This window comes from Streptomyces violaceusniger Tu 4113 (genome assembly GCF_000147815.2).
GTDB classification, from domain to species: domain Bacteria; phylum Actinomycetota; class Actinomycetes; order Streptomycetales; family Streptomycetaceae; genus Streptomyces; species Streptomyces violaceusniger_A.
Genome location: NC_015957.1, coordinates 4,915,677 through 4,929,841, shown reverse-complemented (window position 1 = coordinate 4,929,841; position 14,165 = coordinate 4,915,677). Strand labels below are relative to the sequence as shown.

General features: G+C 69.5%; 14 protein-coding genes and 1 pseudogene. 6 read left to right on the top strand and 9 right to left on the bottom strand.

Annotated features, from left to right (window positions below):
• The first annotated feature begins 484 nt into the window (after window positions 1-484).
• Both STRVI_RS20315 and STRVI_RS20310 read left to right on the top strand, forming a co-directional pair.
• A complete protein-coding gene (locus STRVI_RS20315) occupies window positions 485-829 on the top strand; it encodes a MarR family winged helix-turn-helix transcriptional regulator (protein ID WP_251982675.1) in 345 nt (114 codons plus the stop codon).
• Complete coding sequence (locus STRVI_RS20310; RefSeq protein WP_014057555.1) at window positions 826-2,667, top strand: MFS transporter; 1,842 nt, start codon at window positions 826-828, stop codon at window positions 2,665-2,667. The genes STRVI_RS20315 and STRVI_RS20310 overlap by 4 nt, the downstream gene beginning before the upstream one ends.
• Window positions 2,668-3,189: 522 nt before the next feature.
• Here the strand turns inward: STRVI_RS20310 and STRVI_RS20300 are convergent.
• Complete coding sequence (locus STRVI_RS20300) at window positions 3,190-3,516, bottom strand: DUF2255 family protein (RefSeq protein WP_014057553.1); 327 nt, start codon at window positions 3,514-3,516, stop codon at window positions 3,190-3,192.
• A gap of 264 nt (window positions 3,517-3,780) precedes the next feature.
• Between STRVI_RS20300 and STRVI_RS20295 the strand changes: the two genes are divergently transcribed.
• Together STRVI_RS20295 and STRVI_RS20290 are read left to right on the top strand one after the other, a co-directional pair.
• The gene (locus tag STRVI_RS20295; protein WP_014057552.1) at window positions 3,781-5,328 is read left to right on the top strand and encodes an MFS transporter; all 1,548 of its coding nucleotides are present in this window, start codon (window positions 3,781-3,783) and stop codon (window positions 5,326-5,328) included.
• Entirely contained in the window at window positions 5,328-5,948 is a 621-nt protein-coding gene (locus STRVI_RS20290; protein WP_014057551.1) for a TetR/AcrR family transcriptional regulator, read from the top strand. The genes STRVI_RS20295 and STRVI_RS20290 overlap by 1 nt, the downstream gene beginning before the upstream one ends.
• 187 nt (window positions 5,949-6,135) lie before the next feature.
• Here STRVI_RS20290 and STRVI_RS48065 read toward each other — a convergent pair whose 3' ends face one another.
• A complete protein-coding gene (locus STRVI_RS48065; RefSeq protein ID WP_014057550.1) occupies window positions 6,136-6,903 on the bottom strand; it encodes an N-acyl homoserine lactonase family protein in 768 nt (255 codons plus the stop codon).
• Window positions 6,904-6,906: 3 nt separating this feature from the next.
• Between STRVI_RS48065 and STRVI_RS20280 the strand changes: the two are divergent.
• Window positions 6,907-7,455, top strand: a pseudogene (locus tag STRVI_RS20280) (sugar phosphate isomerase/epimerase family protein); the annotation flags it as partial.
• Window positions 7,456-7,631: 176 nt separating this feature from the next.
• On the opposite strand, the gene STRVI_RS20275 reads toward STRVI_RS20280, so the two are convergent.
• The gene (locus STRVI_RS20275; protein ID WP_043236188.1) at window positions 7,632-8,507 is read right to left on the bottom strand and encodes a 3-hydroxybutyryl-CoA dehydrogenase; all 876 of its coding nucleotides are present in this window, start codon (window positions 8,505-8,507) and stop codon (window positions 7,632-7,634) included.
• Window positions 8,508-8,530: 23 nt separating this feature from the next.
• Window positions 8,531-9,658: an acyl-CoA dehydrogenase family protein gene (locus STRVI_RS20270; protein WP_014057548.1), complete on the bottom strand. Its 1,128-nt coding sequence runs from the start codon at window positions 9,656-9,658 to the stop codon at window positions 8,531-8,533.
• A 166-nt stretch (window positions 9,659-9,824) separates the two neighbouring features.
• On the opposite strand from STRVI_RS20270, the gene STRVI_RS20265 reads away from it, so the two are divergent.
• Window positions 9,825-10,493, top strand: a complete 669-nt coding sequence (locus STRVI_RS20265; protein ID WP_043236183.1) for a TetR/AcrR family transcriptional regulator — start codon at window positions 9,825-9,827, stop codon at window positions 10,491-10,493.
• A gap of 203 nt (window positions 10,494-10,696) precedes the next feature.
• On the opposite strand, the gene STRVI_RS52760 is transcribed toward STRVI_RS20265, so the two are convergent.
• The 5 genes from STRVI_RS52760 to STRVI_RS20250 all read right to left on the bottom strand — a co-directional run bounded on the left by STRVI_RS52760 (window position 10,697) and on the right by STRVI_RS20250 (window position 14,028).
• Complete coding sequence (locus tag STRVI_RS52760) at window positions 10,697-10,864, bottom strand: hypothetical protein (RefSeq protein WP_014057546.1); 168 nt, start codon at window positions 10,862-10,864, stop codon at window positions 10,697-10,699.
• A 35-nt stretch (window positions 10,865-10,899) separates the two neighbouring features.
• Window positions 10,900-11,355: a hypothetical protein gene (locus STRVI_RS54470; RefSeq protein WP_251982674.1), complete on the bottom strand. Its 456-nt coding sequence runs from the start codon at window positions 11,353-11,355 to the stop codon at window positions 10,900-10,902.
• A gap of 62 nt (window positions 11,356-11,417) precedes the next feature.
• On the bottom strand, window positions 11,418-11,609 hold the full coding sequence (locus tag STRVI_RS54465) for an SDR family NAD(P)-dependent oxidoreductase (protein ID WP_251982915.1): 192 nt from the start codon (window positions 11,607-11,609) through the stop codon (window positions 11,418-11,420).
• Window positions 11,610-11,806: 197 nt separating this feature from the next.
• Window positions 11,807-12,445: a hypothetical protein gene (locus STRVI_RS20255; protein ID WP_208949149.1), complete on the bottom strand. Its 639-nt coding sequence runs from the start codon at window positions 12,443-12,445 to the stop codon at window positions 11,807-11,809.
• A gap of 200 nt (window positions 12,446-12,645) precedes the next feature.
• A complete protein-coding gene (locus tag STRVI_RS20250; protein ID WP_014057545.1) occupies window positions 12,646-14,028 on the bottom strand; it encodes a hypothetical protein in 1,383 nt (460 codons plus the stop codon).
• Window positions 14,029-14,165: the final 137 nt, after the last annotated feature.

The window sequence follows — 14,165 nt, the reverse complement described above, 5'->3', positions numbered from 1 at the left end:
ATCTTCACCACAGGAACCAGCCTGCGGGCTCCGCCATCCCCCGTGCCAGACCGCGCTGTGCCGGGGAGCGCCGTTCCGGGGTGTGACACGGCCCCCCGGAAAGCCCTGGGCCCAGTACGAGTGCATGCGTCACGGCGCACCCTCGACGATGCGGCCGCGGGTGTGTGGGAGCCCTCCGCGTCCTCGCGGGCAGAGCCCCGGTCAAAAGGCGCTCGCCGAGGCACTCCCGCTCAAGAGCGCGGAGTTCAGGAGCCCGTGGGAATGCCCGGACGCGCCTGCCCCGTCGGCGTCTTCCGCGCACCTCGCACATTACTAACACTTGGTTGAACAGCTCAGACTGATAAGTCTAGCGTTAGTACTTATGAAGGTGGATCCAGAAACAGGCCCCGCTCACGCCGACGGCCCGAGCGACACCGCCCGACTCGCGTCCGACCTTCGGCTCGCGGTGAGTCGCGTGACTCGGCGGCTGCGCCAGGCTCACGCCGTGGGGGACGTGTCGCTCTCCGGTGTGTCGGTGCTCGCACGACTCGCCGCCGACGGTCCCGAATCCCCGACATCCCTCGCCGACATGGAGCGGGTACGCCCGCAGGCGATGGCGAGCACACTCGCCATGCTTGAACAGCGCGGGCTCGTCCGCCGTACCCCCGACCCCGAAGACGGGCGGCGGAGCAGCATGGCGATCACCGAGGAGGGACGAGCCATGCTGGCGGAGCGGCGCTCCGATTCGGTCCACCGACTCTGGGCCGCCCTCGACGAGTTCACCCCCGAGGAGCGCGCCGCGCTCGCGTCGGCCCTGCCGCTCCTCGCCCGACTGGCGGAGCGGCTGTGACCGCGCGCACCCCCGCTACCGGCGACGGGCACGGGGACCATCCGCGGGGCGGCGGCCCGTCCGCGCTGAGTTCCCTGCGCTCAGCGCGCCGGAAGGGCACTCCCCCGGGGCCGGGCTACAAGTGGGTCGCCCTGTCGAACACCACACTCGGGGTGCTGATAGCGACGATGGACGCCTCCATCGTGATCATCTCGCTGCCCGCCATCTTCCGCGGCATCGGGCTGGACCCGCTCGCCCCCGGCAACATCGGCTACCTGCTCTGGATGATCCTGGGCTATCTGCTGGTGTCGGCGGTGCTCGTCGTCGTCCTCGGCCGGCTCGGCGACATGTACGGCCGGGTCAGGATCTACAACCTCGGCTTCCTCATCTTCGCCTGTGCTTCCGTCGCGCTCTCCCTCGACCCGTTCCGCGCCGGGGCGGGCGCCCTGTGGCTGATCCTTTGGCGGATCGTGCAGGCATTCGGCGGCTCGATGCTCACCGCCAACTCGGCCGCCATCCTCACCGATGCCTTCCCCGCCCGGCAGCGCGGCATGGCCCTCGGCATCAACCAGATCACCGCGCTCGCGGGCCAGTTCCTCGGCCTCGTCGCGGGCGGCCTGCTCGCCGCCGTCGACTGGCGCGCCGTGTTCTGGCTGAGCGTCCCCGTCAGCATCACCGGCACGATCTGGTCCTACCTGAGCCTGCGGGAGACCGCGGCGGGCCGCCGCGGCCGTATCGACTGGCTGGGCAACCTCACCTTCGCGGCGGGCGCCGGAATCCTGCTGGCCGGCATCACCTACGGCATCCAGCCCTACGGATCGAACGCCACCGGCTGGGGAAACCCATGGGTACTCGCCGGCCTGATCGGCGGCGCCGTCCTGCTGCTCCTCTTCTGCTACATCGAGGCGCACGTCGCCGAGCCCATGTTCAACCTGGCCCTGTTCAAGGTGCGCGCGTTCGCCGCGGGCAACCTGGCCGCGCTGCTGACCGCGATCGCACGCGGCGGACTGCAGTTCATGCTCATCATCTGGCTGCAGGGCATCTGGCTACCCCTGCACGGCTATGCCTTCGAGGACACCCCGTTGTGGGCCGGCATCTTCATGCTGCCGCTGACGCTGGGTTTCCTGATCGCAGGTCCCTTGTCCGGCTATCTGTCGGACCGGTTCGGCGCCCGCCTGTTCTCCACGGCCGGTCTGGCGCTCGTCGCGGCCTCCTTCCTCGGGCTGCTCGCGCTGCCGGTCAACTTCTACTACGGGCTGTTCGCGGCACTGCTGCTGCTCAACGGGCTGGGCCAGGGCATGTTCTCCTCGCCGAACACGTCCTCGATCATGGGTAGTGTGCCGCCGGAGCACCGGGGAGTCGCTTCGGGCATGCGCTCCACCTTCCAGAACTCGGGCACCGCCCTGTCCATCGGCGTGTTCTTCTCCCTGATGGTCTCCGGGCTCGCGTCCTCGCTGCCGAGGGCGCTGAGCAGCGGGCTCCAGGCGCACGGCGTGCCGGTCGGCGCGGCCGAGCATGCCGCGTCGCTGCCACCGGTGAGCACCCTGTTCGCCACATTCCTCGGCAATAACCCCGTCGACCACCTGCTCAGATCCGGCGGAACTCTCGATCACCTCTCCGCGGCGCAGCACGCCGCGCTGACCGGCCACACCTTCTTCCCTCACCTGGTCTCCGGCCCGTTCCACCACGGTCTGACCATCGTTTTCAGCGTCGCCGCGGGCATGGCCGTGGTCTCAGCACTCGCCTCGGCCCTGCGCGGCGGTCATCGTCCCGCGTACGACACCCCTCGGCAGGGCCGGCCACCCGCCGCGGCCGACCCCCACAAGACGGCGCAACGTCGCCACGACACGCCCTCGTAAGGGCCGGCCCGGCGCACGACCATCGACCCGCAGATCTACCGCGAGTTCGTCATGCGACCGATCCCAGGCCGACGGGAGCTTGACCGGTCGCTCGCGGTTGGGGTCGCCGTATGCCGATCGATTCGGTCTTGCACCGCCGTGGCCTGCGGTCCGGCCACGAAGGGGGCCCTGTCATGCCAGTGGCACTGGCACGGTGCCGCCCCGGACCACTTCATGACCCACCTCGCCCTGTCCGAGGGCTCCGGCGATCCGGCAGTGCCGGACGTCGAATGGGGCGAGCACGTCGCCGACGACGAGTACAGGAAATTCCCGTGAGGCGCGGAAGCGTCGTCATGGGGCTCACCACGGCCACCGCGGGCTCAGCGGTCGGGCTCGGCTCCGGCTCGAGCAACGCGACCTCGCCCGCTCGCGGGGGCCGCCCGGTGCGGGCGGCGGCGAGGAGTGCCGCGACAGACAGGACACCGATCACCGGCCCGGCCCGGGGCCAGGCGGACGCGAGCAGTACGAGGCCTCCGACCGAGCTCAGCGCGGTGCCAGTCGGATGGTCGACTCGCGGGCCTGTTCCGTGAGGACGCGGTCGACGATGCCCGTGTAAGCCCCGTACTTGGCGCGGTAAGCGGCGTCGACGCCCGCCCACTCGTTGGGGTCGGCGTCCTGGAAGCTGACATCCTTGTGCACGCCGCCGGCCCTGATGCGGCCCTGGCTGCGCGAGCGGGTGCCCCGGAACCAGGGGCCGCTACGGCCCTTGACCGAGCGGACGTAGATGTCGTCGCCGTAGCGGACGACCCACATGATCACGGGGTCACGCAGGCTGCCGTCCGGGCCGGCGGCCTTGGGCCCGCTCCACACCGATCCGGGCGTGATAAAGTGCAGGTTTTTCGTATTTGCGAATAAAATTCTGTATCTACGACACGCGTGCCCACGCTCGTCACGACCGACCGACGCCAACGGGTGACGAACGCGACCAGAGGCCGCAAGCGTGGGGGCGCGACCCGCCCTCCATGGTCGGCAAGGACGGCGACGGAATGGACGAACACAGAGCAGGCACGGGTAGCTTTGTCATCAGTCGATGACATCCGTTGATGACAATCCCCTACTGAAGGGCCACACAGCATGACCGGGATCCGCGAAAAGCCCCGTTCGGACAAGCGCCGCCGGAGCGGTACCGCTCATCCTCGGATGCTGCTGCCCTCGTTGATGTTCACCGCCCTGTCGGTATCCGTGATCAGCACGCTCGGCGCGCCGATGGTGCCCACCATCGCGCATGAGCAGCGGGTGTCCCTCAGTACCGCCCAGTGGGTCCTGACCTCCACGTTGCTGGCCGGGGCGATCGCGGGCCCGGTGCTGGGCCGGCTCGGGGACGGGCCGCGTCGGCGGGGGGCCATCCAAGGGGCCCTGGTCGGCGTGTTCATCGGGAGTGTCCTGGCGGCGATCGCTCCGGCCTTCGGGCTGTTGCTGGCGGGACGCGCTCTGCAGGGGCTGGGCATGGGCCTGATGCCGCTCGCGATCGCCGTCGCCCGTGACCACCTTCCCGCGGAACGCATGCGCTCCGGGATCTCCTCGCTCTCGATCACCACATCGGTCGGCGCGGGACTCGGATATCCCGTGACGGGAGTCATCGCCCAGCACCTCGACTACCGTGCCGGCTTCTGGTTCGCGGCGCTCCTGAGCGCCGTCGCACTCCTTGTGGTGACGTGGGTGGTGCCCGTGGGGTCCTCGGTCCCGCGCCGGCCGCTGGATGTGACCGGGGCGGTGTTGCTCTGCTCCGGGCTGGCCATGGTCCTGCTGGCCCTGAGCCAGGGTGTGGCCTGGGGCCTGACGTCGGATGCCACCCTCGGATGTCTCGGTGCCGGAGTCGTGGTGCTCGCCGCCTGGATCGTGCAGGCCCTGCGCACCAGGCACCCTCTGGTCGACATCCGACTGATACGCAACCGCGCGGTCCTGGCGGCCAATACGACCGCGCTGCTGATGGGCATCGGCATGTACGGCGTGCTGTCCCTGATCAACCTCTACACACAGGTCCCCGCCGGTGCCGGATACGGCTTCCACCTCTCCCTCACCGCTACCGGACTCGTCCTGATGCCGATGTCCCTGGGCAGCATCACGGCGAACCGCCTCGCCTCCGCCCTGGTCTCCCGGATCGGGCTCTACCGCGTGCTCCCGCTGGGCGCCCTCGTGGTCTGCGTCGATCTGGTCTCGCTCGCCCTGTGGCGCGACCACCTGAGCGTCCTCGTCCTCGGCACCTTCCTGCTCGGCAACGGCGTCGGGGCGGCGTACGCGGTCATGCCCCTCCTCATCGTGCGCCACGTCCCGCCGTCCGAGACCGGAAGCGCGACCAGCTTCAACCAGGTACTGCGCACCATTGGAGGCTCCGTGGGCAGCGCCGCCATATCGGCGATCATGCTGGCCTACACCCCCGCCGCCGGCGGCACTCCGCAGGGCAGCGCCTACACCACCGCCCTCCTGGTGACCGCGGCGGCGTCCTTCCTCGGCGTCATCGCCGCCGTCGTCCTCCCGCCCCGCCACGGCACCGCCCCCGAGTCGGCGCTCGGCGTCGTGGCACGGGGGCCGGGCGGGGAAACCCGGTCGACGCATGCGGGTGGGGTATCGTCCACCGCGGCTCCGGGCGGTCACGGGACCCGGACGGGGAAGGACGGCTGATGGGCTCCGGGACGCGACGGGCGCATGGCAAGAAGCGCGACTCCGACGCCACACGGGCCGCGTTGCTCAGCGCCGCCCGCGACCTGTTCGGCCGCCACGGGTACGACACGGTGACCCTTCGGCACGTGGGGGAACGCGCCGGCGTGGACGCCTCCCTGATCGCACGGTACTTCGGCAACAAGGCCGCCTTGTACCTGTCGGCGGTGGCCGAGGACAGCCGTGAGGTGACCGTATCCGCCGAAACACTCGACCTGGGAGCGTTCACCGCGCAGGCGCTGCACCGGGCCGACGACAGAGGGGCGCCAGGCCCGCTCGTCCAGGCTCTCCTCTACCAGAGCAACGCCCCGGAGGTACGCACTGCCGCGGCGGACGAGATCCGCACCCGCCTGATCTCCCCGCTCGCCAGCCGGCTGGAGGCCGAAGGCGCCGACGACCCGGTCGGCCGGGCCGAGGTCCTCATCTCCTGCCTGATCGGCGTCATCGCACTGCGGTCGAGCGCCCTCTTCGAGGGCCTGTCGGCGATGCGTCCCGAGGCGATCGGCGCCATCCTCGAAGCCGCCGCACAGACACCCACCGAGCGGGCACAGCGTACGTCCGGTTCCGCCCCCGAGGAGGCGTAGCGCCCGCACACCGACGTGAGGTCACTGCCCGGATCCGGCCGCCGGGGTGAACGAGACCTGGACCGGGTGGCCCGTGAAGACCGGAGCGGCGGGCCCCCTGACGCTCTCGCTGGTCGAGCGAGGTCATCGATCCTCTCCGATCGGTGGGTCCGGTCCTCTGGGCTGGCCGCTTGGGCGTCCGGAGGTGTCAGCAGCCGAAGGTCGCCTGCTCGACCACCGTGTGGTCGTGGCTGGGCAGCGGCGTCCAGCCGGTGCCCTTGAGGTGGGCGAGGCTGGCGTAGAAGGCGGGGAGGTCCGTGAACCGGCCGGACGGCAGCGGCAGGTCGGCACCTCCGTTGGCCCAGTTGTCGAGGGTGTCGACGCAGTTACCCATGATGACGAAGGTCCCCTCGCCGGTGTCGACGCGGACGCCCTGTGACCCGGGCGAGTGCCTTGGCAGCGGCAGGACCCCCAACCCGGACGCGATCTCGCTCCCGCCGTCGAGGGCGCGGACCCGCTCCAGGCACCGGGCGAACGGCGGTTCCGAGTCGCCGTGGATCCCGTACGCCCGCAGATGTGCCGGGCACGGCGCCGTGGCGTAGCCCAGCTCGGCGCGCTGGACGAGGATCTCGGCGTTGCGGAACGCGTTGTTGTTCGAGCAGTGGTCCCAGTGCAGATGCGTATTGACAACGAGGTCGACGTCGTCGGCGCGCACCCCCAAGCGGGCGAGCGCGTTCTCCAGGCGCTCCTCCTCCCCCACCGCGTACCCGAAGGGGATCATGCGGCGGATCTGTTCCTCCTCCGCCGGGCCGCCGGTGTCCACGACGACGGTCCGGTCGCCCGACCTCAGCACGAACATCACCAGCGGCATGCTGACGGCCCGTCGGGAACGATCCTGGAGGTAGACCTCTTCGGTGGGGACGTCGCGGAGCTCGCCGAGCTTCACGGCATCGATGACCCACTTCGTCGTCGTCATCTCCGCGGCTACGAGGACTTCGCGAACCGGTGGAACCCCATCCTCGACGTCTTCGACGCCGAGGGCGTGCGCTTCGCCCACGAGGTGCACCCCAGCGAGATCGCGTACGACTACGGGACGAGCGTGCGCACCCTGGAGGCCATCGGCCGCCGCGAGGCCTTCGGGTTCAACTGGGACCGCTCACACATGGCGTGGCAGGGCATCGACACGGTGTCGTTCATCACCGACTTCTCCGACCGCATCTACCACGTGGACTGCAAGGACACCCGCATCCGCGAGGCCAGCAGTCGCCAGGGCATCCTCGGCTCGCATCTGGCATGGGGAGACCCGCGTCGCGGTTGGGACTTCGTCTCGACCGGACACGGCGACATCCCCTGGGAGGACGCCTTCCGGGCACTCGCGTCGATCGGCTACGACGGCCCCATCTCGATCGAGTGGGAAGACGCCGGCATGGACCGCCTGCACGGCGCGGCCGAGGCCGTGCGGTACATCCGCGACCTGCTGTGGAAGCTCCCCGAGACGTCCTTCGACGCCGCCTTCAGCAACCAGTAGAAGGTACGACGGGTCTCACCCCGTGTCAGCGGTTGGTGGCCCTGGTGCTCGTGGTGGTGGTGAACTTGGTCGTCACTGACAGCATGGACGCGCGTCAGAAACGGGGGCCCAGCCCTCCTCCGGGGGTCCCGGTGCCGTTGCGCTTTGCCGACAACGCCCAGGTTCCGCCGCGTTCTCTATATGGCCGTGCCGGCGGAGTACTTGTAGAAGCCGACACCGGCCTTGCGGCCGAGGTGACCGGCTTGGACCATGCGCGACAGAAGCGCCGGCGGAGCCAGGTGGGGCTCGCGGTACTCCGCATACAGGGACTCGGCCACAGCGAGGGTGGTGTCCAGGCCAATATGGTCCGCCAGTCGCAGCGGACCCATCGGGTGGGCGCATCCCCTGACCATGCCTGCGTCGATGTCATGCGCAACCGCGAAGCCCGACTCCAACATGCGGATCGCCGAGACGATGTAGGGGATCAGCAAAGAGTTGACGACGAATCCGGCACGGTCCTGTGAAACGATGACGTGTCGGCCCAGCGTATCGGCCGCAAAGGCGCGTATGCGCTCCCAGGCTGAATCCGCGATGACCAGTGACGGGACCAATTCCACCAGGTCGAGGACTGGCACAGGGTTGAAGAAGTGCAGGCCCACCACTTGACCGGGGCGTTTGGTGGCGGCGGCCAGCTTCATGATGGGAATCGACGAAGTGTTCGATGCGAGCAGCGCATCGGGACGGATCAGGGCGTCATCGAGTTCTTCGAAGACACGCAGCTTCAAGTCCTCGTCCTCGGGCACCGCTTCGATGGCCAAGTCCCGGTCGGCGAAGTCGGCGAAGTCCGTGGTGAACGCGACTCGCTTCAGCGCCGCAGCACGGTCGGCCACGGTGAGCTTGCCCCGCTCCACCGCACGAGCCAAGGAGCTTTCAATCTTCGCCCGTCCACTCTCGACGGCCAGGGCGTTGACTTCATATACCAGCGTGTCGAGGCCTCTACGGGCGCACAGCTCCGCGATCCCGGAGCCCATGAGCCCACAGCCCACTACACCTACGGTGCGTACCTCATGCATATGCGGTGACATGGCGGAACTCCTCATGCGTCAGGCAGGTTGCGCGCCATCACGATGCGCTGGACCTGGTTGGTGCCCTCGTAGATCTGCGTGATCTTGGCGTCGCGCATCATCCGCTCGAGCGGGTAGTCACGGGTGTAGCCGTAGCCGCCGAGGAGCTGGACCGCGTCGGTGGTGATCTCCATGGCCGCGTCGGAGGCGTAACACTTGGCGGCGGCGCCGAAGAAGGTGAGGTCCTCCTTGCCGCCTCCGGCAAAGACCCGCTCGGACTTGGCCGCCGCCGCGTAGGTGAGCTGCCGGGCGGCCTCCAGCTTCATGGCCATGTCGGCGAGCATGAACTGGACGCCCTGGAAGTCGCCGATCGGCTTGCCGAACTGCTTGCGCTCCTGGACGTACCCCTTGGCGTAGTCCAGGGCGCCCTGGGCGATGCCGAGGGCCTGGGCGGCGATGGTGATGCGGGTGTGGTCGAGGGTCTTCATGGCGGTGGCGAAGCCGGTGCCCTCTTCGCCGATCATGCGGTCGGCGGGGATGCGGACGTTGTCGAGATAGACCTCACGGGTCGGGGAGCCCTTGATGCCGAGCTTCTTCTCCGGGGCGCCGAAGGAGACGCCCGGGTCGCCCTTCTCGACGACGAAGGCGGAGATGCCCTTGGAGCGCTTCTCGGGGTCGGTGACGGCCATCACCGTGTAGTACTCGGAGACCCCGGCGTTGGTGATCCAGCGCTTGACGCCGTTGAGGACGTAGAAGTCGCCGTCGCGCACCGCCTTGGTCTTCATCCCCGCCGCGTCCGAGCCCGCGTCCGGCTCGGAGAGGCAGTACGAGAACATCGCGTCGCCCTTGGCGAGCGGCGCGAGATACTTCTTCTTCAGCTCCTCGGAGCCGGAGAGGATGACCGGCAGCGAACCCAGCTTGTTGACGGCCGGGATGAGAGAGGAGGACGCACAGGCGCGGGCCACCTCCTCGATGACGATCACGGTGGCCAGCGCGTCCGCGCCGGCGCCGCCGTAGGGCTCCGGTACGTGCACCGCGTGCAGGTCATTGGCGACCAGGGCGTCGAGCGCCTCCTGCGGGAAGCGGGCCTCCTCGTCGACCTCGGCGGCGAACGGTGCGATCTTCGCCTCGGCGAGCGCACACACCGACTTCCGGAGCATGTCGTGCTCCTCAGCCGGCCGGTACAGATCGAAAACGTGATGCACGACTAGACGCTCCCGCCTTGGACAACATGATGGCACTGAGTACCCTACAATATGCACACTCAGTGCCATCATGTCTGCCCGGTGTACGGTCGCCACCATGAATGAGGCATCCAAGCCGCCGATGCGAGACGCCCTCGTGGCAGCTGCTTTCCAGCTCTTCCTGGAGCACGGGTACGACGGAACGACGATCGACGACATCGCCGCCTTCGCCGGCGTCGGACGACGTTCCTTCTTCCGCTACTTCCCCACCAAGGAGGATGTGGTCTTCCCGGATCACGAGCGATGCCTCGCCGACATGACGGAGTTTCTCGCCGCCAGCGCCGACACCGACGACCCCGTGGACCGGGTCTGCGACGCGGCCCGCCTGGTGCTGCGCATGTATGCCGAAAACCCGACCTTCTCCGTGCAGCGCTATCAGCTCACCAAGCAGGTCACCGGCTTGCGGGCATACGAGCTCTCGGTGGTCTGGCGCTACGAGCGCACGCTCGCCAACCACCTGCGGGACCGTTATGCCGACCGCACGGACGGAAGGCTGCGCGCGAATGTCATCGCCGCCGCCGTAGTGGCCGCCCACAACCACGCCTTGCGCGACTGGCTCCGCTCGGACGGGCGGAGCGACCCCATGACCGCCGTCGACCGCGCTCTGGAATTCGTACGGACGGCCTGGGGTTCGCGCCGCGGGGAACAGCAGGAGCCGGAAACCGAAGACGTGGTCGTCGTCATCACCAAGCGCAACACCCCCATGTGGCGGGTCGTACGCGAAATCGAGGCGAGCACCGACAACAAGTAGTGCACTCAGTTCCTTCATATATAGGCACTGAGTGTCATAGTGTCGGAGGGTCAACGATGCGCTGGGTGCGACGACCCCGGCAGAGCAGACTCTGGGCAAAGTACGCGGAGACGCCATCGTGTTCCACTCGACAATCGCGACGGAGACTGGCGCAGGAAGGCGAATACCGGCCGGGTGAGGCCGTCGAGTCCGCACTCGCTCCATCACCGGAACATCGCCGTCGCGTCGGCGTCGTTGCCGAGGACGAAGTACGACATGCCGCGTTCCTCGTGCCAGTACAGGATCTGCTCGGCGACCTGGTCGACGCTTCCCTGCAGGAGGAACGGGATTCCCTTGAAGGCATCGATCTGGTCGGCCACAGCGGGATGCACCCGGCCTCAGTACTGCCCGCGGTGACCGGTCGGAGTCAGAGTGCGGTGCCCGTCTCCTCGGCCAGCGTCTGCAGAAGGCGGTCCTGGAACGCCTCGTCGTGGACGGCGCGGTGCGGCTGCCGCCGCTGACGGTGGTACCAGTACCCGCCGGTGGTCAGGGCCTGGGGTTCCTCGCTCGTCGCGAGCCACTCCTGCGTCCGATGACCGAGTTCCAGATCCTCCGGTGCTCCTGGTCCGCCCATTTTGGTCGGCACCCAGCCCGGATCCACGGCATTGCTCAGCATCCCGGGACGCAGGCGGGCCACCGCGGCCGCGAGGGCCGTGACGAAGAGCTTGCTGTCGGAGTACGAGCCCGCCCTCTCGCCCCGCCAGTCGATCCCGGCGAGCGAGGAATGCCCGCCGAAGTGCGAGCTGCTGCTGAGGTACACCAGCCGGCGCGGCCCCGGCAGCAGGGCCGTGAGCAGGTAGGGGGCGATGATGTTGACCGGCATGACGGGGCGTCCGCTCCGCACGCCGGCGTTGTGGATGACCGCGTCCAGCGGCTGTGTGTCGTTCAGCTCCGCGGCGATTGCCGTACAGCGTCACGGTCGGTGAAGTCGCCCACGACGAGATGTGCTCCCCGGTCGACCAGCGCGTCGAGGACCGCCGCGCGCTCATGGTTCCGGGCGTGCACGACGACGTCGTGCCCCGCGGACAATAGGGAATCCGCCGCGGCACCTCCGAGGCCGTCCGCCGAACCCGTCACCAGGATCCGACTCACGAGCGCACCGCCCTGCGCATGGCTGTTTCTCGCGTAGGAGTGTTTTCCCTTCCGTTCGTAGTTGCCCGCCGGGCGCGTTCACGCTGCTTGGAGCGCGCCGTGCCGCCGAGCGTAAGTCGCTCGGCGGCGCGGTGGGGCGAAGGAGTTCGGGGTACCGGCAGTACATCCTCGCGGGACAGGTCTCATCCCGTGGGGAGTACGGTCCCCTGCCTACCATCGTCCTCCGCTTGCGGCGCGCTCTCCTCCGCCGTGCGCCCCCGCAGCGCCGTCAGCACCACCAGTGCCGAGAACAGGGCAGCCGAGCCGCACACCATGAAGCCGATCACGTAGCCGTGGCCGAGTGCGTCGAAGGCGTCGGCAAGGGCCGCGCCCGGCGGGGAGGTGGCGGGGACGGAGTTCAGGGCGAGGGGACCACCTTCCTTCAGCACGTCGTGCGCCGCCGCCTTCGACTCCGCGTTCAGGGACGACGAGGCGGCCAGCGACGAGTTCGCCCGGGACGCCGCCTGGCTCAGCGCGACCGCGCCGATGACCGCGGGTCCGAGGGGGAAGCCGAAGTCGCGCAGCAGGTTGGTGGCCGCGCTGGCCACGCCCGCGAGCGGCAGTGGCACCGCGTTGACGGCGGTCGCGGTGATGGAAGACACGGTGAACGCGAAGCCGATGCCGACCAGGCCGAGCGGCACGATCAGGGAGATCAGGTCTCGGTCGCCGATGTCGAGCCCGGCGGCCAGGAAGTCGCCGACGGCGATCAGAGCCAGACCGGAGGTGAGCAGCGCCCGTGCGGGCAGCCGGTACAGCAGCCGGGAGGTCAGCGGGGTGAGCACCGGGGTGATGCCGTTGAGCAGCAGGAACGCGAAGGCGGTGGTTCCTGGAACAGGCCGTTGAGGGTAGCCGGTATCGCGAGGCCGATCTGCGCGAGGCAGACGGCGAGACAGCCGGCGACGAGCGTGCCGAGCAGGAGACGCGGGGCAGCGGATGCGGAGGGAGAGATGGCGGATGCGTCGGACATGAGAGGGTCCAAACGTCAGGGGTGGGCGGGGTGCTCCGGGCGGTCACGGCCGACCGTCAGGCGTGCCGGGCGGTACGGGACGTACGCCGCCCCGTCCAGACCGAGTGCCGTGGCGGACCGCTGGAGCACGGCCGGGGTCGCGGCGTCGTCCCAGCGGCCGGTGGTGACGCGGTGTTCGAGCGCGTGCAGGGCGGCCACGGTCTCGGCGGTGGTGAACGTGCAGTGGCCCTGCCGTTCGACATAGGCCTGCCGCAGCATCGCGCCGTCCCCGGCCGTGCGCACCCGGTCGCCGAACTGCCGTTCCTGCTCGACGGGTACGAGGTTGTCGGCGATCGTGTGCACGTCCAGCAGCGGGACGGCGAGGCCCTGACCTGCTGACGAGGTGCGCTGTGCCGTACGGACCGCGGCCGGGTCGGCGGCGATCGTGGCGCCCCGGGTCAGGGATGCCAGGTCGGCGCGCAGGTCGAGTCCGGCCGTCCGATACAGCGCGCGGACCTGCGGGGCGTGGGCGGAACCGGCGAGCAGTCCGACGTAGTCGACGCCACGGTTCCAGGAGTTGTTGCCGCCGGCGGACTGCTCCATGGCGAACCGCCCGCCCTCGACGAACGACAGGGTGCCCTGTGCGAGCCAGGTGTATTGCTGCTCCTCCTGGCCCGCCCAGTCGGCCGGGGCGGGCCGGTCCTTTCCGGGCGCCCAGGCGGGCAGGTTGAGGAAGGCCGCGGCAAGCGCGATCCGGGCGCGGCCCTGCGGGGTGGTCTGCGCGGCGGTGACGGCGTCGGTGAGCTTCTTCGCGGTGGCGGCCGCGTCGTCGGCGGAGCCGAAGGAGACCAGATTGACGTCCTGTCCCGGCAGGAGCAGTCGGGTGATGGTGTATTCGGCGTCGAGCTGGTAGTTGTCCAGGTCGGTGCCGCCGGCGACCAGGCCGCACAGTCCGAGCGCGCCGTCGACGCGGCCGGCGCCGTCGCGGGCGATCTGCGCGTTGACGAGTCCGCCCAAGGACTGGCCGACGGTCAGGGTGCGCCGCGGGGTGCCGGTCTTCGCGGTGACGGCGTCGAGGGTGGCGAACTGGTCGCGTTCGGCGCTGTTCAGGGCCCACGTCGAGCCATGGGGGTCGTACGACGACCCGGCCATCGCATAGCCCTCGGCGAGCAACTGGGTGCGTACGGCGTCGGAAGGGGCGTCTTGGGCGACGGTGGGGCCGAAGCCATGGCTGAACAGCAGCAGGGTGCCGTTCCAGCGGTCCGGGACGTCAGCTGTCCAGGTGGCGCCGTCGGCGAGGGTGCCGGTGAGGTGGGTAGTGGCCGTCGGGTCCGCGTGGGCGGCTGACCAGGGACAGGCGGCGAGGGCGGCGGACGCCAGGGCGGCCAGGGCGACACGCAGACGGGTGCGAGCAGACATGGAGGTGGCTCCTTGTGGGCGGCTGCGGAGCGGGGAACCTGGGGGCGCGTGCTCAGCGCGCTGAACGAAGGTGTGGAGGAATGTAGGGCCGATTTCTTGCAGCCGTCAAAGCAATGCACAATTTCGCCTCAGGGCGC